Origin of the sequence: Streptomyces sp. NBC_00019, from assembly GCF_045041015.1 — a bacterium.
Classification (GTDB): domain Bacteria; phylum Actinomycetota; class Actinomycetes; order Streptomycetales; family Streptomycetaceae; genus Streptomyces.
This window is the reverse complement of the sequence record NZ_CP108302.1, coordinates 948,504-966,242: the sequence shown is the minus strand read 5'-3', so window position 1 is coordinate 966,242 and position 17,739 is coordinate 948,504. Positions and strand designations below refer to the sequence as shown.

Genomic DNA, 17,739 nt, shown 5'->3' with positions numbered 1-17,739 from the left:
GCATGTACTGCTTTTCCTCCGCGGCTGGGGTGTGTTCAGCGCTCGCGGGTGCGGCGGGCCTCGGCCACGAGTGCGCCGGGCAGTCCCGGCCCCGCGCACGCGTAGTCGATCAGCAGGTCGCGGTAGGAGGTGTTCGTGAGTCCCGGCGCGATGGCGATCAGGTCCCGCAGGTTCTCGGACGAGCCGGTCAGACGGGAGCGGTAGGCGGCACGTGCCGCGCGTAGGGAGACTTCGTCCGGAGCGTGTGCCAGGCCCTGTTCGGCGTGGCTCACGGCCGCGGCGAAGTCGCCCTGCTCAGCACGCAGGTCCGCAAGGTCCAGGTGGAGCGACCAGTTGTCGGGCTCCAGGGCCAGGGCACGTGCGAAGGCGGTCGCGGCCTGGTCCAGGTCACCCATCGCACGCCAGGTGCCCGCTCGGGTGACCTCGGTCCACATCACCCGGTCGACGGCATCGGCGCGGTCGCACAGCGCGAACGACAGCTCATGGCGACCGCAGGCCCGAGGCAGCCGGGCCATGGAGGCCAGCGACTCCGGCACGGGACTGCGCTCGGACACGACGTCGAGGGCATGGAACCAGGGTGCGAACCGCTCACGCATCTCGTCGGAGTCCAGGTCGCGGCCATAGTCCAATGTCCGCAGACACGCCTCGGCCAGCGCCTGGGCACTCACCGCGCCGAGAAGGCGCGCATCGCCGAACCACGGGGCAGCGCCCCACGCCACGTCCGGCCGCACCCCCGTGACCGAGCCGAGGGTCATCACCGCGTCGTCCATGGCCCCGTCGAGGAAGAGGAAGTACGCCTGCGCCAACACAGCGCTCAAGGAGCCGTCCCTTTCGAGACCCTCCTTCAGCTCGGAGCGCCGCTCACGCCACAACTCGGCGAGGGCCGCATAGGGCTCCGGGGCCGCCGGCGCGGAGGCTATCGCCCCCACCAGGTACTCCACGGCGCGGACCGGGCTTCCGCCGCAGTGCGCCATCACACCGGCGAGAGCGACTCCCGCTGTCACTGAACGATTCGACATCGCCAGAGAATATCCGTGGCCCGGTGGCCCAGGCAGGACGTGGGCCCCGCACAAGCGGCGGGGCACACGTCGTCAGCCGGTCAGCCGGTCAGCAGGTCGAGTTGGTCTGGGTGAGCAGGCCCAGTCGCCACGGCAGGTTGTTGTAGTCGCCGCTCGCGTTGGGGTTCATGCCTTGGTACAGGTACTGGAGCCGGCACGAGGGGATGGTCAGTGTCTGGTCGTAGCCGGCGCGGATCATCTCGCCGTGGCTGATGTCCCTGGTCCAGGATCCGGAGGGGAAGGTCACGTTGCTCGCCTTGGCGAACGGGTTGCTCTCGGAGGCGGCCAGCGGTGTCCACGACCCGGCGAGGCTGCTCGTCGTCCAGGAGCGGAAGTAGCGTCGGCCGTCCGAGCCGATGGCCTCGACCAGGAGCAGGTACTGGTTGGAGCCCTGCACCTTGTAGACGTTGCTCGCTTCCCACAGGGCGTACTTGTTGGAGTCCTGGGCCACGATCACGGTGTTGGTGAACCCGTTCGGGAACTGGCCGACGGTCGTCTGGGAGCGGTAGAGGTGCCCGTTGTCGTCGGAGGAGAACAGGTAGCAGTTGGCGCTGTCGCAGATCACCCACATGTCGACCCAGTAGCCGTTGCCGATGTTCTGCCTGATGATGTCCGGCATCGACGAGTAGAAGTTGCGCGGCGCACTCCACCCGTTGGGGTTGCTGATGTCGGGGTTGGTCGAGTAGGACGCGTTGCCGGTCTGGTAGACGAGGTACCACAGGCGCTGCGAGGTGTTGTAGAAGACCTGGGGCGCGGCCCGGTACCCGGTGCCGATGGCGGTGCGGTCCAGGTAGTGGTGCGTGGCGGAGCCCGCCTGCGACCAGTCGGAGAAGCTCAGGTACACGAGGTTGTACCCGGCGGAGCTCGCGGTGCTCGCGAACACGTGGTACTTGCCGTTGTAGTACACGACCGACGGGTCCTTGACCGCCGCGATGTTGTGGGTCGAGTCCGGTTTCGGCCCGATCAGGGCCCCGCTGGAACTCCACGAGAAGCGAGAGGGGAGGGCGGCGGAGGACTTGGCCGACAGGGCGGTCGTGCTCTGTGCGGCGGCAGAGCCGCCCATCGCGGTCAGCGCCGACTGGTACGCCGCCTTCTTGTTGCCGTTCCGGTCGAACAGCAGCGGGTTCTCGCCACTGCGCCAGGAGTCGCTGTCGCGGATGCCCCAGACGGTGATGCCGGTGCAGCGCGACACGTTCATGCAGGCCCGCACCGTGTTCGCGTACGCGGTGGACGGTGCCTGGGCGATGTCCAGTTCGGTGATCTGTACGTCCACGCCGAGGGCGGCGAAGTTCGACAGCGTGGTCTGGAAGCCGGCGGGCGGGCCGCCCGTGCCGAAGTGCGCCTGGAAGCCGACGCAGTCGATGGGCACCCCGCGCGACTTGAAGTCGCGCACCATGCGGTAGACGCCCTGGGTCTTCGCGTCGCTCCAGTTCTCGATGTTGTAGTCGTTGTAGCAGAGCTTGGCCGCCGGGTCGGCCGACCGTGCGGTGCGGAAGGCCTGTTCGATGAAGCCGTTGCCGAGCAGGTTCTGGAACACCGAAGGGCGGTGCTGGCCGCTACCGCCGTCGGCGAAGGCCTCGTTGACGACGTCCCATGAGTGGATCCGGCCCTTGTAGTGGTTCGCCACGGTGGTGATGTGGTTGTTCATCACGCTGCGCAGGGTGTTCGCGTCGGTGATGGAGCTGACCCAGCTGGGCAGTTGGGAGTGCCATACCAGGGTGTGGCCGCGCACGCGCTGACCGCGGGCCGTCGCGCGGTTGACGATCTGGTCGGCTGGGCCGAAGTTGAACGAGCCGCGAGATCGCTCGGTGGTGTCCCACTTCATCTCGTTCTCGGGTGTGACCTGGTTGAACTCGCGGTCCAAAATCCCGGTGTACGTGCCGTCGCCGAGCTTTCCGGCGGCCACCGCGGTGCCGAAGTACCGTCCGGACTGGGCGGCTTGGGCGCCGAGTGTGGAGGCCCGGACGGCATCGGGCGCAGCGGTTGCCGCCTCTGGCGCCACCAGGGCGGCGACGGCCAGCAGGGATAACACCGAGGCTCGGCGACGGCCGAGCCGTTTCAGCGGGTTCATGGTTCTCCTCGTACGGTTGGGGTGGGGGGTGGGTTGTGCGATCCTCCGATCGTTCAGGGCGTGGCCAGCTCGAATCGCGGGACGCGGACCGCGCCGCCGAGTGCCTGGGTGGCGTGGTTGAAGAGGGCGAACCGGTAGCCCATGAAGAACCGCCAGTCGTTGCCCATGGAGAAGGCGGGGCCCAGGCGGGTGAAGTTGGTGCCGTCGGTGCTGTAGGAGAAGGTTCCGGGGCGTGCCGCGCCGGGGCGGATGTCCGCGCTCGCGCGCAGCCAGATGCGGCTGCCGGACGTGGTCGCACTCGCGACTTCCGTGCCCGTACCGGTGGTGTTCCAGTTGCCGTCCATGGTCAGCCCGTTGACCATCACCACCCGTGTCGCGCCTGCGTCGCGCTTGATGCCGATCCAGGCGGAGGAGTCACGCAGCAGCGCGAGTCCGGCCCGGTCGCCGTCGCGCATCGCCGAGAAGTCGAGCTGGACCGTGGCGGTCGAGGTGGGGCCCTGGATGCGGTGCGTGAGCGTGTTGCGGGCCCAGTACAGGTCGTTGGTGACGGTGGCGGTCCGCAGCGTCAGTCCGTTGTCGACCGACCACTTGGTGTTGTCCGGGTTGTGGTTCCACTCCCATCGCGGCTTGAGGCGTGTGCCGTCGAACGTGTCGACGCCGATCATCGGGGTGACCTGGCGGGGTGGAGCGGGCAGGGCAGGGCTGGGGTACGAGGTGCCCCACGCGCCGTTCACGAGTTGCACGACGGGCCAGCCGTCCGCGGTCCAGGTGACCGGCGCCAGGGCGGGCACCCGGCCGCCGGGGTAGGCGTCCACGAAGGCCATGTAGTACCAGGCACCGCTCTGCGTCTGCACCAGCCCGCCCTGGTGCGGGACTCCACCGCCGGCGATCGGCCCGCGCAGGTCGAGGAGGACCTGCCGCATCGTGTAGGGACCGAAGGGGCCGCCCGACGACTTGAGGATGTACTGGCCGTTCGCGGGGCGGGTCAGGAAGATGTAGTACTGCCCGTTGATCTTGTAGAAGCGGGCACCCTCGAGGGTGCCGACACTCGACGGCGTCGTGAACACCTGTTGCGTGCGGACCTGGTTGCGGCCGTCGGGCGAGAGCTGGGCCACGCTGATGGTGGTGTTCCCGTACGCCACGTACAGGGTGTCGTCGCTGTCGACGAGCAGCCCTGCGTCGTAGTACGGCGTGCTGATCGTCGTCAGCCTGTTCCACGGCCCCTCGACGGCGGTGGCCGTGTAGATGTACGTCCTGGCGAAGTCGATCTGGCCGAGCCAGTAGAAGGTCGCGTTGCTCGGCCGGTAGGCCAGCGACGACGCCCAGATGCCCCGGACGTAGCCACGGGCGCCGTTCAGGTCGTACTTGGTGCCGAAGTCGAGCACGGGCACCGAGTGGCCGGCGATCTCCCAGTTCACCAGGTCGTACGACCGCAGGACGGGCGCCCCGGGCGAGTAGTGCATCGTCGAGGCCGAGGCGTAGTAGGTGGCGCCGACGCGGATGATGTCGATGTCCGCGAAGTCCTGCCAGATCACCGGGTTCGTGAACGCCGCGGCGGCCGCCCGGGCGGGGGTGGCCGGAAGCAGGGCAGCGGTAACCAGGCCGGTGGCGGTGGCCAGCACTCGGCGACGCCCCAGAGGTTGATCAGGGCATGACATATCCATGTGTCGATCTCTCTGTGAGGGAGCGCTGTGGGGGTAGATCGGTCCCGCGAGGTTCGGTATGACGAACGCCAATCGACTCATCGAGCAACCGGGATGATTGCGAGGCCTACAGCTCCCGTCAATACATCTCGCATGATTCGATCCAGACGTCGAAATCTTTCGCATTCGGCTGTGCTCGATCGTCGACGAGTCGGGGCGCAGGTCTCGGTGTCTGCTGTCGACGCGCCTGAGGGAATCGGTTGACCGGCCGATTGGTGTTGACATGCCCAGAACTCCCTCTAGTCTCCCTGGGGTCGGCGATCCGAAAGTGGACCGAAATTTCGGACGCCGATGTGAATGTCATAGACATGTCACACGCCTCTCCCGCGCGTCGGTCATCCCTTGTCCGGCGCCCTTGCCTGCGCTGAAAGGAGCCCAGGGTGCTCAGACCATCGGGCAGACGCCTTCTCCATCTGTTCGCGGCCGCCGCACTGACGGTCACCGCGTCCCTCACGGCCTCGGTCCACTCCACCGCCTCCGCCGCGCCCGGCAGCCCGGCCCTCACTCCGCCGCTGGGCTGGAACAGCTGGAACAGCTTCGGATGCGGGGTCACGGAGGCACGGGTCCGCGAGGCCGCCGACGCGATGGTGTCCTCGGGTATGCGGGACGCCGGTTACCGGTACGTGGTGGTCGACGACTGCTGGTTCGACCCGCAGCGCGACACGGCGGGCAACCTGCGGGCCGACCCGGCCAAGTTCCCGAGCGGAATGAAGGCACTCGGGGACTACATCCACGGCAAGGGCCTGAAGTTCGGCATCTACCAGGTGCCGGGCGAACGCACCTGCGCACAGGCCACAGGCGGCTACCCGGGGTCCACGGGCAGCAGGGGACACGAGGTCCAGGACGCCACCACGTTCGCCTCCTGGGGCGTCGACTACCTCAAGTACGACTGGTGCTCCTCCAGCGGTACCCGTGACGAACAGGTCGCGCGGTTCACGCTCATGCGCGACGCCCTGCGTGCCACCGGACGGCCCATCGTCTACAGCATCAACCCGAACAGCCTGCACGCCATCACCGGCGCCACGTACAACTGGGGCGAGGTCGCCGATCTGTGGCGGACGACCGAGGACCTGCTCGACATCTGGCAGAACGGCAACACCAACAGCTACCCGATGGGCGTCGGCAACGTCCTGGACATCACCGCGCCGCTGGCGGCGCAGTCGGGCCCGGGCCACTGGAACGACCCCGACATGCTCGTCGTCGGCCGCCCCGGCCTGTCACTGACCGAGTCCCGATCCCACTTCGCCCTGTGGGCACTTCTCTCCGCCCCGCTCATGGCCGGCAACGACATCCGCACCATGTCCGCCGACGTGAGCGCGATCCTGCGCAACCCGCGTCTGCTGGCGGTGAACCAGGATGCGCTCGGCGCGGGCGGGCGCCGGGTCCGCGACGACGGCAACACCGAGGTGTTCGCCAAGCCCCTGTCCGACGGTTCGGTGGCGGTGGGCCTGTTCAACCGGGGCAGCGGCGCCGCGACGGTCAGCACGACAGCGGCTCAAGTCGGTCTGTCGGGCGGGTCGTTCACCCTCACGGATCTGTGGTCGGGCGGCACGTCGAGCACGTCCGGGCAGATCTCGGCGAGCGTCCCCGCGCACGGTGTGGCCGTGTTCCGGGTGACCGGCGGCAGTCCGTCGGCCGCCACCACCTCGCGGCTGCGCGGCAACGGCTCCGGCCGCTGCATGGACGTGGACAACGCCTCCACGGCCGCCGGGGCCACCGTACTGCTCTGGGACTGCCACACGGCCGCCAACCAGCTGTGGACCACGTGGGCGGGCGGCGAGATCCGCGTCTTCGGCGACAAGTGCCTCGACGCCTACAACCAGGGCACCGCCAACGGCACCCGGGTCATCACCTGGACCTGCAACGGCCAGAACAACCAGAAATGGACCATCGGCTCCGACGGGTCGGTCCGCAACGTCCACTCCGGACTCTGCCTCGACACCGACCGGGCCGGCACCGCCAACGGCACCGCACTGGTCCTGTGGACCTGCGACGGCAGGGCCGGCCAGAAGTGGAGCCGGCTGTGAACAGGGCGATGATCCAACAGCGAAGGGGAGTTGCATGAGGACCAGGACAAGGGCGAGATTCCACTTATGGGGCGCCGTGGTGGCGGTACTGCTCGTTCTGGCCACGGGAGGCACCGCACTGGGCAGCGGACCCGACGCGAACACCGCGCTCCCGGCCGCCGCCCCGACCGCCGGATGCGGCAAGGCCCCCACCCTGACGAGCGGTACGTACACGATCCAGAGCAACGGCAAGAGCCGGTCCTTCATCCTGCGGATCCCGGACGGCTACGACCAGAACCGCGCGTACCGGCTCGTCTTCGGGTTCCACTGGCTGAGCGGCACCGCCACCGACGTCGCGACCGGCCGCACCGTGGAGACGGGCACCTGGGCCTACTACGGGCTCCAGCGGCTGGCGAACAACAGCACCATCTTCGTCGCACCCCAGGGCCTCAACAACGGGTGGGCCAACACCGGCGGGGAAGACATCACGCTCGTCGACGACATCATCAAGCGGATCGAGTCGGATCTGTGCGTCGACACGACGCAGCGCTTCGCCCTGGGCTTCAGCTACGGCGCGGCCATGTCGTACGCGCTGGCCTGTTCCCGGGCGACCGTCTTCCGCGCGGTCGCGATCCAGAGCGGCGGGCTGCTCAGCGGCTGCAGCGGCGGCACCCAGCCCATCGCCTACCTCGGGGTGCACGGCCTCAGGGACAACGTCCTCGGCATCTCCGGGGGACGGACCCTGCGGGACAGGTTCGTCAGGAACAACGGCTGCACCGCGCAGAATCCGCCCGAACCGGCGCAGGGCAGCCTGACGCACCGGATCACCACCTACTCGGGGTGCTCGGCCGGCCATCTGGTCGCCTGGGCCGCGTTCGACGAGGGGCACATCGCCGCTCCGCAGGACGGGGCCGCCGGTGACAGCGGCTCCAGGACCTGGCTGCCGGCGGAGGTGTGGAAGTTCTTCACCCAGTTCCAGACCTCCACCCCGACGCCCGGCACCGCGAGCTGCCAGGTCGGCGACACCGTCAGCGCCTGGAACTCCGGTCTGACCGCGAGCATCACCCTCACCAACACCGGCACCACCGCGATCGACGGCTGGTCCCTGGGCTTCACCCTGCCCGCCGGCCAGACCGTCACCTCCGGCTGGAACGCCGCCTACTCGCCCGCCTCCGGCCGGGTGACGGCCGTGAACGCGTCCCACAACGCGACCATCGCCCCCGGCGCGTCCGTCGACATCGGCTTCCAGGCCAGTCACACCGGCAACACCGCCTCGCCGGACGCGTACACCCTCAACGGCACGGCCTGTGCTGTCACGGGAGTAGGTGGCGCCGCATAGCGGCCGGCGAGCCGTACAGACCGGGACCGACGGGTCCCACCTCGGTCGCGCCCGCATGACCATCTGTTCCGGCGGCGCACTTCGGCACGCTGTTGAAGTGCGCCGCCGACCGCGTGCGAGTGCGCCCGGCCCCGATCGGCTCGCGGGCAGGGACACCAGATCCAGCCGCCCGCCGGCCATGGCCACCACGGCCGACACGAAGGCCTGGAGACAGGTGCGCTCGGCCTCCTCGTCGGGGAGGGAGAGGTGCTGCATGGTGAGCCCGTCGAAGCCGGCCAGGAAGAACCGCGCGATCGTCTCCGCAGGCTGGGCAAGAGGCCGGCCGGTGCGCTCGGCCGCCTCGGCCACCAGCCTCGCCGTCACTTCGGTCACGCTCCGGCAGTGGCTCTCGAGGGCCTCGCTCAGGGCGGGGGAGCGGAGCGCGAACATGGTCAGCTCTGTGAGGAGCTGATGGTTGGCGGGCTGCTCCCGCACCGTTCGCCACAGCGCGGCGGCCAGGGTGCCGGCCGTCTCCTCGAATCCGGCGTCGGCCGGAGCGGCCTGCTCGACCTGTGCGATCAGATCCTGCGTGAGCTGCTCCATGACGGCGCGGTACAGCCCTTCCTTCGTGCCGAGCCGGATGCCGTGGTCGCGCGGCCGCTGAGGTCCGGTCCCTGGCCGCGCGGGTCAGTTCCCGCTGAACGGCGGGTGCATACGTTTCCTCCAACGCCCGTGAAGCGGGACGAACGAGGAGGCAGGCCCGTGAAGGAAAGCCAGTTTGATACGTGTGTGATCGGGGCGGGGCCTGCCGGGCTGGCGGTCGCCAGGGCCCTGGCGGAGCGGAATCTCCCGTACACACATCTGGAGCGGCACACCGGGCCCGGCGGCATCTGGGACATCGACAATCCTGGCGGCCCGATGTACGAGTCGGCCCACTTCATTTCCAGCAGGACCCTGTCGGGCTTCGGCGGCTTCCCGATGCCCGACCACTTCGCGGACTACCCGCCCCACCGGCAGATCCTGTCGTACCTGACGTCCTTCGCCGACGCCTACGGGCTGACGGACCGCATCGAGTTCGGCACCGAGGTCGAAGGCGTCCAGAAGAACGCCGACGGCACCTGGACGGTCACCCGGGCCGACGGGCGGGAGAGCACGCACGGTCAGGTCGTCGTGTGCACGGGCTCGCAGTGGCACCCCAACATCCCGGAGCTTCCGGGGGAGTTCAGCGGAGAGGTCCGGCACACCGTCGGTTACCGCAGCGCGGAGGAACTGCGGGGCAAGCGGGTCCTGGTCGTGGGCGCGGGCAACTCCGGATGCGACATCGCGTGCGACGCGGCCCGGTCCGCGGACCACGCGGTGATCAGCATGCGGCGCGGATACTGGTTCATCCCCAAGCACCTCTTCGGCCGGCCGGTGGACACCATCGCCAACAGCGGGCCGCATCTGCCGATGTGGCTGGCGCAGCGGGTCTTCGGCGCCCTCCTGCGGATCATCAACGGGGACCCGACGCGGCTGGGGCTGCCGAAGCCGGACCACAAGCTGTTCGAGACCCACCCTGCCGTCAACTCGATGCTGATCCACCACCTCCAGCACGGCGACATCACCGCGAAGCCCGGGATCGCCCGCACCGAGGGCCGGACCGTGCACTTCACCGACGGCACGAGCGACGACTTCGACCTCGTCCTGCTCGCTACCGGCTACGTCCACAAAGTGCCGGTCGCGCAGCAGTACTTCGGCGACGAACAGCACCCCGACCTGTATCTGTCGTCGTTCTCGCGTGAGCACGAGGGCCTGTTCGGTATCGGCTTCGTCGAGACCAACTCCGGTGCCTACCAGCTCTTCGACGCGCAGGCGCAGCTGATCGCCGGGTACCTCCACGACGTGCGGCACCGGCGGTCGAACGCGGAGAGGTTCACCCAGAGGATCCGCGCCGACCGCCCGGATCTGTCCGGCGGGCTGAAGTTCGTCGACTCGCCGCGCCACACCGGCTACGTCGACAGCGGGGCCTTCGTGAAGTACCTGGGCAAGGTCGCGCGCGAGATGGGCTGGCGCACCGAGGGCCAGCCGCCGCCTGTGCGCTCCCTTCGCCCCGCGGCGGCGACGGCGTGAGCGCGTTCGATTTCACCGACAAGGTCATCGTGGTGACCGGTGGAGCGGGCGGCATCGGCAGCGCGCTGTGCCGTCGCTTCGCCTCCGGCGGCGCCCGCTGCGTCGTCGTCGACATCGACGCGGTCCGCGCCATGAGGGTGGCCGCGGACCTGCCGGGCGCCGGGCACACGGGCATCGGCTGTGACCTGACGGACCGCGCCCAGGTGGAGCGGTTGTTCGAGGTGGTCGCCGAGGACCACGGCGGGCTCGACGTACTCGTCAACAACGTGGGCATGACGAGCGCCGAACGCTTCGACGTCCGCAGTGTCGAGAGCATCGAGCGGGAGATCACCCTCAACCTGACCTCACCGCTGATCGCGACCCGGATCGCCCTTCCTCTGCTGATGGCTTCCCGGGACGCCCGGGTGGTCACCACGGTTTCCCTCGGAGGGGTCTTCCCGCTGGGCGAGACCCCGATCTACACCGCTTCCAAGTTCGGGCTGCGCGGCGCGATGCTCGCCATCGGGCTCGACCTGAGGAGCAAGGGAATCCTGGCGGGGTCGGTGCTGCCGTCGGCGACCGACACCCGGATGTTGCGCCAGGAGGCCGTGGACGGCGGGAACTCCATGCAGTTCCAGGATCCCCCGCAGCAGCCCGCCGACGTCGTCGCGGCCGTGGTGAGCCTCCTGGACAAGCCGCGACTGGAGGCCTACCCGCGGGCCGGCGAGTCCCGTCTGGTGCGGTTCGCGATGCTCATGCCGAACCTGCTGCCCCGCGTCTTCCCGCTGTTCCGCAAACGCGGTGACCGCGGCATGGCCCGCTATCTGGAGGACCTCCGCCGACGCGGACTCGCCCGCCGTACCGACGGACGCTGGGAACTGGTGGAGGAAGCATGACCACGAACGAGATGCTGCACGTCGTCAACCCCGCCACCGGCGAACCCATCACCACCCTTCCCGCCGCGAGCGCCGACGACGTCGCCAAGGCTGCCGAGCAGGCCCGGCAGGTCCACGACGCCCGGGTGTGGTCGCGGCTGCCGGTCAGGGAGCGCGGTGCGGTGCTGCTGCGACTCGCCGACCTCATGGAACGCGACGCGGAGATCCTCGCCCGGCTGGACAGCGAGGACGCGGGCAAGCCCATCACGGAGTGCCGTACGGGCGACGTACCGGGCGCGATCGAGTCGATCCGCTGGTTCGCCGAGGCGGCCGACAAGGTCTTCGGCCGCATCACGCCGGGCGGGCCCGACGGTCTCGGTCTCATGAGCCGCGAACCGGTCGGGGTCGTCGCGGCGATCCTGCCGTGGAACTACCCGCTGGCCATGACCGCCTGGAAGGTCGGACCGGCCCTGGCCGCCGGCAACTGTCTGCTGGTCAAGCCCGCCGAGGCGACCCCGCGCTCGGCCCTGCACCTGGCCGCGCTCGCAGCCGAGGCCGGTCTGCCCGACGGAGTGCTCACGGTGCTGCCCGGGTACGGCCAGGAAGCCGGGGCGGCCCTCGCCCGTGACCCCCTCGTGGGGGCGCTCTCCTTCACCGGGTCCACCGCGACCGGCCGCCGCATCCTCAAGGACGCCGCCGAGAGCAACTTCAAGCGCGTATCGCTGGAGATGGGCGGCAAGAGCCCCCAGGTGCTGATGGCCGACGCGCTCTCCTACGGCGACGAGCTGATCGACAACATGATCGAGGCCGCGTTCCTGACCATGGGGCAGAACTGCACGGCCGGCTCCCGGGTCCTGGTGCACTACGCCATCGCCGAGGAGGTTCTGGAGCGGTTCACAGCCGCAGCGAGGGAGCTCGTCATCGGCGATCCTGCCGACCCGAGCACGCAGGTAGGGCCGCTGATCAACCGAGCCGCCCTCGACCGGGTCGCGGGAGCCGTGGAGGCCGCCCGGGCCGGCGGAGCCCGGATCCACACCGGGGGACTGCCCCATGGTCTGCCCGAGCGCGGCGCCTACCATCCACCCACCGTGATCACCCGGGCCCCCGACGGCAGCGACGTCCTCACCAAGGAGCTCTTCGGCCCCGTCGTCACCGTCGAGACCTTCACCTCCGAGGACGAGGCGGTCCGCAGGGCCAACGCCACCGAGTACGGCCTCGCCGCCTCGGTGTGGACCCGCGATCTGGACACCGCGCTGCGACTGGCCCGCGGCATCGAGGCCGGCGTGGTCTCCGTCAACGCCTACAGCGAGGGTGACATCAGCACACCTTTCGGCGGCTGGAAGCAGTCGGGATTCGGCGGCGCGGAGAAGTCCACCGACGCCTTCGACCAGTGGACCCGGGAGAAGACGATCTGGATCCGCACCCGCTGACCTCGGCCTCAAAGGCGAGCGGTACGCATCCGCTCCCGCAGCTCAACAGGGGAGGCCCCGTGCCAGCGGCGTACCGCGCGGCGCAGCGCCCGTTCGTCGGAGAACCCCGCCCGGCGGGCGATGTCGCGCAGGGTCAGTTCCGGGCGGAGCAACAGCTGCTCGACGCGCTCCCGGCGCACCCCCTCCACGAGTGCCTCGTACGTCGTGCCGCAGTCGGCCAGCCGGCGGCGCAGCGTCCGCTCGCTCGTCGCATGCCGCCGCGCCTGCTCACCGAACGAGGGCACCACCGGCAGGCTCTGCGCGACGGAGATCTCCAGTACCTCCAGCAGGTCCTGCTGGTCACGACGGGAAGCCATCTGCTCGTCGAGCATCTCCAGCGTCGACGCGTAGCCCACCGGATCCCGGCCGGGCATCCGGGCACGGGCCCACGCCGCGTCGATGATCATCCGGTTCGCGGGGGCGCCGAAGCGGACCGGACAGCGGAACAGGGCGCTGTACAGGTCGAGTTGGCGCGGCGGAGGAAAGGAGAACTCCACTGCCCGTGGCGCGAAGGCCGGGTCGACGGCCAGCCGCGACAGGGTGACCACGGAGGCGAACGCCTCCTCGCTCAGGAAGGACGCCACCGCCGGGTCCATGGCGGGATCGGGAAGATCGGCGCGCAGCACGAAGGCGTCGTCCTCCTGACCCACACCGGCCGACCACACCACCATTGCCCCGGACAGGTTCTGGTACTTCACCCCGGTCTCGATGGCGTGCTGGAGCGTCTCGTCGGCCATCAGGGCGAAGCCGAGCAGGCCCCACGCGGTCAGGTGCTGCGCCGCGCCGACCCTCAGCCCCAGGCGCTCGTCCCCGGTGAGCTCCAGCGCACGGCGGATCACCGCGCTGCCCTGGCGGTACGACACCCGCAGTGCGGCGGAGCGCATGACGGTCTCGTCGAGGCCCATCTGCTTCAGCAGGGGCCGCAGATCGACACCGCGCTCGTCGGCGACCACGACGAGATAGCGCAGGATGTTCGGCTGGATCGTCGCCGACGTGCTGCGACTGGTGCCGGGCGGGTCTGCCGGGTTGGGGGCCATGGACATCGCACTCACCTTCTCCTCGGCGACCACCGTAAGCAGCGGGCGTCACCGGTCGACCTGACTGGCCCCCGAAGTCCCCTGTACGGCCCCTGGCGTCCTGAGTCTGTCTTCCGTGCCTGGTTAGGGTTTCGGCCACCCCCACGACCCACACGGCATTCGACCACCTGGTTCTCGACTGTTCACCTCAGCGCACACAGGAATTGAAGGCGCGACGGCATCATGACCTCTCATGCTCCAGTACGGGTGACGGCCGGCCATCCGGTCTCCAGGACCGGTGCCCGGAGGGGCGCGACCTTCGCGTTCGCCGCGCAAGGGGTGTCCGTCGCCGCCGTGTACACGACCGTCCCCGCTGTCACCGAACACCTGAAACTGGCTCCGCTCCTGACGACCGCCCTGTTGGTCGCGGTGGCATTGATGGCAGGGGGTGGCAGCTTCCTGGGTCTGGCCGCGATCCGTCGCGCCGGTCCCGTGGCCACGATGCGCGGGGCGGTGCTGACGGCCGCGGTCGCGCTGGTGCTGATCGGGTGGGCCCCTGACGAAGCGACCGCCATCTGCGCGTACATCCTCTTCGGACTCGCTGTCGGTGCCCTCGATGTCGGGGCCAACACCCGGGCTGCGGCGATCGAACGCGCCTACGGCCGCAGCATCTTCGGCTCCTTCTACACGGCATGGAGTGTGGGCGGTGTGGTCGCGGCACTGCTCACCGCCGGGGCCGCCCGGCTGGAGTGGCCGGTAGGCGTCGGCCTGAGTGTGCAGGCCGGGATCGTGGTGCTCCTCGCCGGCTGTATCCGCACACATGCTCTCCCCACCTCCGGCACGGGACCGTCGGACACCGTCGCGCAGCCGCCGCTGGGGCGCCGCCTGTGGATCCGGCTCATCCCCTTCGGCCTGGTCCTCCTCGTCGTCTACGTCGTCGACTCCACGGTCTCGGCCTGGTCGTCGGTCTACCTGTGCCAGACCCTCGCCGCGTCCCTCACGGTCGCGCCGCTGGCGTACGCGGCCTACCAGGCCGGCACGGTCGCCGGTCGCGCCGCCACCGACCGTCTCGTGCAACGGTTCGGAGCGGTTGCCGTCGTCCGCACCGCGGCCCTGCTCGTCGCGAGCGCCCTGATCGGCATGGCCGCCGCGCCGAGCTGGCCCTTCGCCGTGCTCGCGGCCGGGGCTGTGGGGCTGGGAGTGTCCGTCCTGGCTCCGCTGTGTCTGGCCTCCGCCGCGCGGCTGCGCCCCGCCGCCTCCGAGGCGGTCCTGGCACGTCTGAACCTCTTCAACTACGTCGGTGTCATCACCGGCGGCGCGGTGAGCGGACTCCTCGGCTCCACCGGCCAGTTCCGACTCGCCTACGCGGCACCGGCCGTCCTGGCCGCTCTTCTCCTGGTCGCCGCCCGCCATTTCGCCTTCGTGCACGTGAGGAGCGTACGGGAGACCACCTAAGGATAGATCCGATGTATGGGATGTCCTCGCCAGCGTGGCTGCCCCTCATTGATCCCGCCCTCTCTGGGAATCCCCCCACCAACGCCTTCTGTCAGGGAATTTCGTCCTGCACCTAGACGCGGCTACCGGCGCACCCATATAAATCCATCCGATGTATCTTCTTGGCTCAACGCGGAGCAGGGTCCCAGGACTGACGTTCCGCTCGTAGCGCCCTGCCTTCCTCCCCCTGACACATGGAGCCGCACCATGTCCTCAGCTCCCCTCAGCAGACGCTCTCTGATGAAGGCCGCCGCCCTTGCCGGAGGAGTGGCGGCCTTCGGGCTGCCGCAGGCCCTGTGGCCCGCCACCGCCGAGGCGTACACCGTCCCCTCGAAGATGGACTGGTGGTACCAGGCCCGGTTCGGGATGTTCATCCACTACGGGTCGTACTCGCAGCTCGGCCAGGGCGAGTGGGCGTTCACCAACTCGCAGTGGAGCAAGGCGAACTACCAGACCCAGGTCACCCAGAACTTCAACCCGAGCCAGTTCAACGCCGCCCAGATCGCCGAGCTGGCCAAGAACGCCGGCATGAAGTACCTCGTGATCACGTCCAAGCACCACGAGGGCTACGCGATGTGGAACTCCGACGTCGCGGGCTTCAAGGACGCCACCGGCACCAAGCTGTACAACCTGCGCGACTTCGGCGGCATCCAGACCGACCCGCTCATGAGCCTGAAGACCGAGTGCGAGAGCCGCGGGATCAGGTTCGGCCTGTACTACTCGATCCTCGACTGGAACCACCCTTCTCAGACCGACCGCCACGACAGCGGCCTCACGACGATGTCGTCGCAGGCCGCCCGCACGGGCTACATCGCCGACATGAAGGCGCAGCTTCAGGAACTGCTGGACCGCTACGACCCGGCGCTGCTGTGGTTCGACGGCGACTGGTTCGACGAGTCCTCCAGCCCCACCCTGGAGGACTGGTGGCTGTCATCGGACGGCGTCGACCTCTACAACTGGCTGATCGCCCGCAAGCCCAACCTCATCGTCAACGAACGGGTCAAGCGGGACCACCGTCTCGGTGACTACGCGGTCGCGGAGTTCGGGATACCCAGCGAGCCGATGAGCCGGGTGTGGGAGCGGTGCGCCACCATGAACGGCGCCTGGGGTTACAACGCGTCGCGTGAGAACTCCTACAGATCCGTCAAGGACATCGTCCAAGAGCTCGTCACGGTGGTCTCCCGGGACGGCAACCTTCTGTTGAACATCGGTCCCAAGGGCGATGGTTCGGTCACCGCGGGAACCCAGACCGTCCTGAACGGCCTGGCCACATGGATGTCGACGCACAGCGACAGCATTCACGGCACCAGCGGCAGCCCGTTCGCCGGCGAACCCGCATGGGGGATGGTCACCAAGAAGAGCGGCAAGCTCTTCGCCCATGTCTTCACCTGGCCCACGAACGGCCAGCTGCGGATCCCGAGGATCGACAACACGATCAGCCGCGTCTATCTGTTGAACAACCCCTCGGTCTCGCTCTCGTACACCGTCACCGACCAGATCAACGTCTCCGTGCCGGCCACCGCGCCGAACGCCACCCTCCCCGTGGTGTGCGTCGAGGTCCAGGGCATGCCTACGACGGTCTCACCGACGGTGTTCCAGAACGTCGACTACCAAGGCACCCGCGGCGTTCTGCAGCTGGGCGGTTACACCTCCTCCCAGCTGTCCGCCGCCGGTCTGGGCCCCGCCGCGGCCTCCTCCATCCTGGTGCCCGACGGCTTCCAGGTCACGGGCTACTCCGGCGACAACTTCACCGGCACCGCCTGGACGTTCACCTCGAACGCCGCCGACCTTCGGGTGACCGGCAACAACGACGCCATCGCCTCGCTGAAGGTGACGTTCAACCCGGCCACGTACTTCCGCCTGGGCAACGTCACGAGCGGCCTGGTACTGGACAGCGGCGGCAGTGCGTCCAGCGGCTCGAACCTGAAGCAGTGGGAGCCGATAGACCACGCCAACGTCCAGTGGCAGGCGATCGAACTCGGAAACGGCTATTACCGGCTCGTCAACCGCGGCAACGGCATGGCCGCCGACGGCTGGGGCGCCACCGGCAACGGCGACCCGGCCCGGCAGGCCCCCTGGAACGGCGGCCCCAACCAGCAGTGGCAGATCACCGACCGCGGCAACGGCCGGTACTCGATCGCCAACCGCAGCACGGGACTGGTCCTCGACGGCGGCGGCATGGTCGCCGAAGGGGCCGCGGCCAAGCAGTGGACATGGCAGCAGAGCACCAACCTGATGTGGACGTTCGGGGCTTGATCCACGGCCGGATGGTCAGGGGTATGAAGTAACGGGGCGCGGAGCTCCCGTCGACAGGCAGTCCGCCGTAATGACCTGTCGACGGGAGCTCCGTCGCGTGCGGGGAGGCTGAAGCAAGCGCCCGTACAGCCGAGTTGGCCGGGACGCTCGCCTCCGGCGGGGACGCGGACATGGGCAGCTTGAGGTGAGCGCGAGTCCGGGCTCAGCGAACGGAGCAACCTGTCGAGGTTGGTCATGGAGGTGCGCATCGCGGACCGCATCGCCGGTTCCTGGATGCGGTTGAGCAGGTCCCCCAGCGGTCCCAGCCCGATGGTGTACTCGACCTGGTAGATCATCTCCGTCGTCTCCCGGCCGTCCCCGCTCTGCATCGGCCGGAACTCGAAGA

At 69.2% G+C, this 17,739-nt stretch carries 11 protein-coding genes and 1 pseudogene; 7 read left to right on the top strand and 5 right to left on the bottom strand.

Going from position 1 to position 17,739, the window contains the following annotated elements; translation table 11 throughout:
• Positions 1-35 precede the first annotated feature (35 nt).
• The 3 genes from OHU89_RS04720 to OHU89_RS04710 form a co-directional block, all read right to left on the bottom strand.
• Complete coding sequence (locus OHU89_RS04720) at positions 36-1,019, bottom strand: tetratricopeptide repeat protein (RefSeq protein WP_405640066.1); 984 nt, start codon at positions 1,017-1,019, stop codon at positions 36-38.
• 88 nt (positions 1,020-1,107) lie between these two features.
• Positions 1,108-3,129 (bottom strand): non-reducing end alpha-L-arabinofuranosidase family hydrolase, encoded by a 2,022-nt coding sequence (locus OHU89_RS04715; RefSeq protein ID WP_405640064.1) that lies wholly within the window; start codon positions 3,127-3,129, stop codon positions 1,108-1,110.
• A gap of 53 nt (positions 3,130-3,182) precedes the next feature.
• Positions 3,183-4,787 carry a glycoside hydrolase 43 family protein gene (locus tag OHU89_RS04710; RefSeq protein WP_405654307.1) on the bottom strand — a complete coding sequence of 535 codons (1,605 nt, stop codon included), beginning with the start codon at positions 4,785-4,787 and terminating at the stop codon, positions 3,183-3,185.
• A 425-nt stretch (positions 4,788-5,212) separates the two neighbouring features.
• On the opposite strand from OHU89_RS04710, the gene OHU89_RS04705 reads away from it, so the two are divergent.
• On the top strand, positions 5,213-6,859 hold the full coding sequence (locus OHU89_RS04705; RefSeq protein ID WP_266897346.1) for an RICIN domain-containing protein: 1,647 nt from the start codon (positions 5,213-5,215) through the stop codon (positions 6,857-6,859).
• A gap of 34 nt (positions 6,860-6,893) precedes the next feature.
• A complete protein-coding gene (locus OHU89_RS04700; RefSeq protein WP_405640062.1) occupies positions 6,894-8,177 on the top strand; it encodes a cellulose binding domain-containing protein in 1,284 nt (427 codons plus the stop codon).
• Between the two features lie 144 nt (positions 8,178-8,321).
• Here OHU89_RS04700 and OHU89_RS04695 read toward each other — a convergent pair.
• Positions 8,322-8,789, bottom strand: a pseudogene (locus OHU89_RS04695) (TetR/AcrR family transcriptional regulator); the annotation flags it as partial.
• Positions 8,790-8,918: 129 nt separating this feature from the next.
• On the opposite strand from OHU89_RS04695, the gene OHU89_RS04690 reads away from it, so the two are divergent.
• From OHU89_RS04690 to OHU89_RS04680, 3 genes are read left to right on the top strand one after another with little or no spacing between them, the layout of a single operon-like run.
• Positions 8,919-10,265, top strand: a complete 1,347-nt coding sequence (locus tag OHU89_RS04690) for a flavin-containing monooxygenase (protein WP_405640060.1) — start codon at positions 8,919-8,921, stop codon at positions 10,263-10,265.
• A complete protein-coding gene (locus OHU89_RS04685) occupies positions 10,262-11,140 on the top strand; it encodes an SDR family NAD(P)-dependent oxidoreductase (protein WP_405640058.1) in 879 nt (292 codons plus the stop codon). Before OHU89_RS04690 ends, OHU89_RS04685 begins: the two co-directional genes overlap by 4 nt.
• Entirely contained in the window at positions 11,137-12,549 is a 1,413-nt protein-coding gene (locus OHU89_RS04680; RefSeq protein WP_405640056.1) for an aldehyde dehydrogenase family protein, read from the top strand. Before OHU89_RS04685 ends, OHU89_RS04680 begins: the two co-directional genes overlap by 4 nt.
• A gap of 8 nt (positions 12,550-12,557) precedes the next feature.
• On the opposite strand, the gene OHU89_RS04675 is transcribed toward OHU89_RS04680, so the two are convergent.
• Positions 12,558-13,631: an AraC family transcriptional regulator gene (locus OHU89_RS04675; RefSeq protein ID WP_405640054.1), complete on the bottom strand. Its 1,074-nt coding sequence runs from the start codon at positions 13,629-13,631 to the stop codon at positions 12,558-12,560.
• A 216-nt stretch (positions 13,632-13,847) separates the two neighbouring features.
• On the opposite strand from OHU89_RS04675, the gene OHU89_RS04670 reads away from it, so the two are divergent.
• Together OHU89_RS04670 and OHU89_RS04665 are read left to right on the top strand one after the other, a co-directional pair.
• Entirely contained in the window at positions 13,848-15,059 is a 1,212-nt protein-coding gene (locus tag OHU89_RS04670; protein ID WP_405640052.1) for an MFS transporter, read from the top strand.
• A 246-nt stretch (positions 15,060-15,305) separates the two neighbouring features.
• Complete coding sequence (locus tag OHU89_RS04665) at positions 15,306-17,354, top strand: alpha-L-fucosidase (protein ID WP_405640050.1); 2,049 nt, start codon at positions 15,306-15,308, stop codon at positions 17,352-17,354.
• The last annotated feature ends 385 nt before the right edge of the window (positions 17,355-17,739 follow it).

Bases quoted from the DNA above. Each gene is read 5' to 3' on its own strand.
- OHU89_RS04715 (WP_405640064.1), bottom strand. From the start codon at position 3,129: ATGAACCCGCTGAAACGGCTCGGCCGTCGCCGAGCCTCGGTGTTATCC.
- OHU89_RS04680 (WP_405640056.1), top strand. From the start codon at position 11,137: ATGACCACGAACGAGATGCTGCACGTCGTCAACCCCGCCACCGGCGAA.
- OHU89_RS04700 (WP_405640062.1), top strand. From the start codon at position 6,894: ATGAGGACCAGGACAAGGGCGAGATTCCACTTATGGGGCGCCGTGGTG.
- OHU89_RS04670 (WP_405640052.1), top strand. From the start codon at position 13,848: ATGACCTCTCATGCTCCAGTACGGGTGACGGCCGGCCATCCGGTCTCC.
- OHU89_RS04720 (WP_405640066.1), bottom strand. From the start codon at position 1,019: ATGTCGAATCGTTCAGTGACAGCGGGAGTCGCTCTCGCCGGTGTGATG.
- OHU89_RS04710 (WP_405654307.1), bottom strand. From the start codon at position 4,787: ATGTCATGCCCTGATCAACCTCTGGGGCGTCGCCGAGTGCTGGCCACC.
- OHU89_RS04675 (WP_405640054.1), bottom strand. From the start codon at position 13,631: ATGTCCATGGCCCCCAACCCGGCAGACCCGCCCGGCACCAGTCGCAGC.
- OHU89_RS04665 (WP_405640050.1), top strand. From the start codon at position 15,306: ATGTCCTCAGCTCCCCTCAGCAGACGCTCTCTGATGAAGGCCGCCGCC.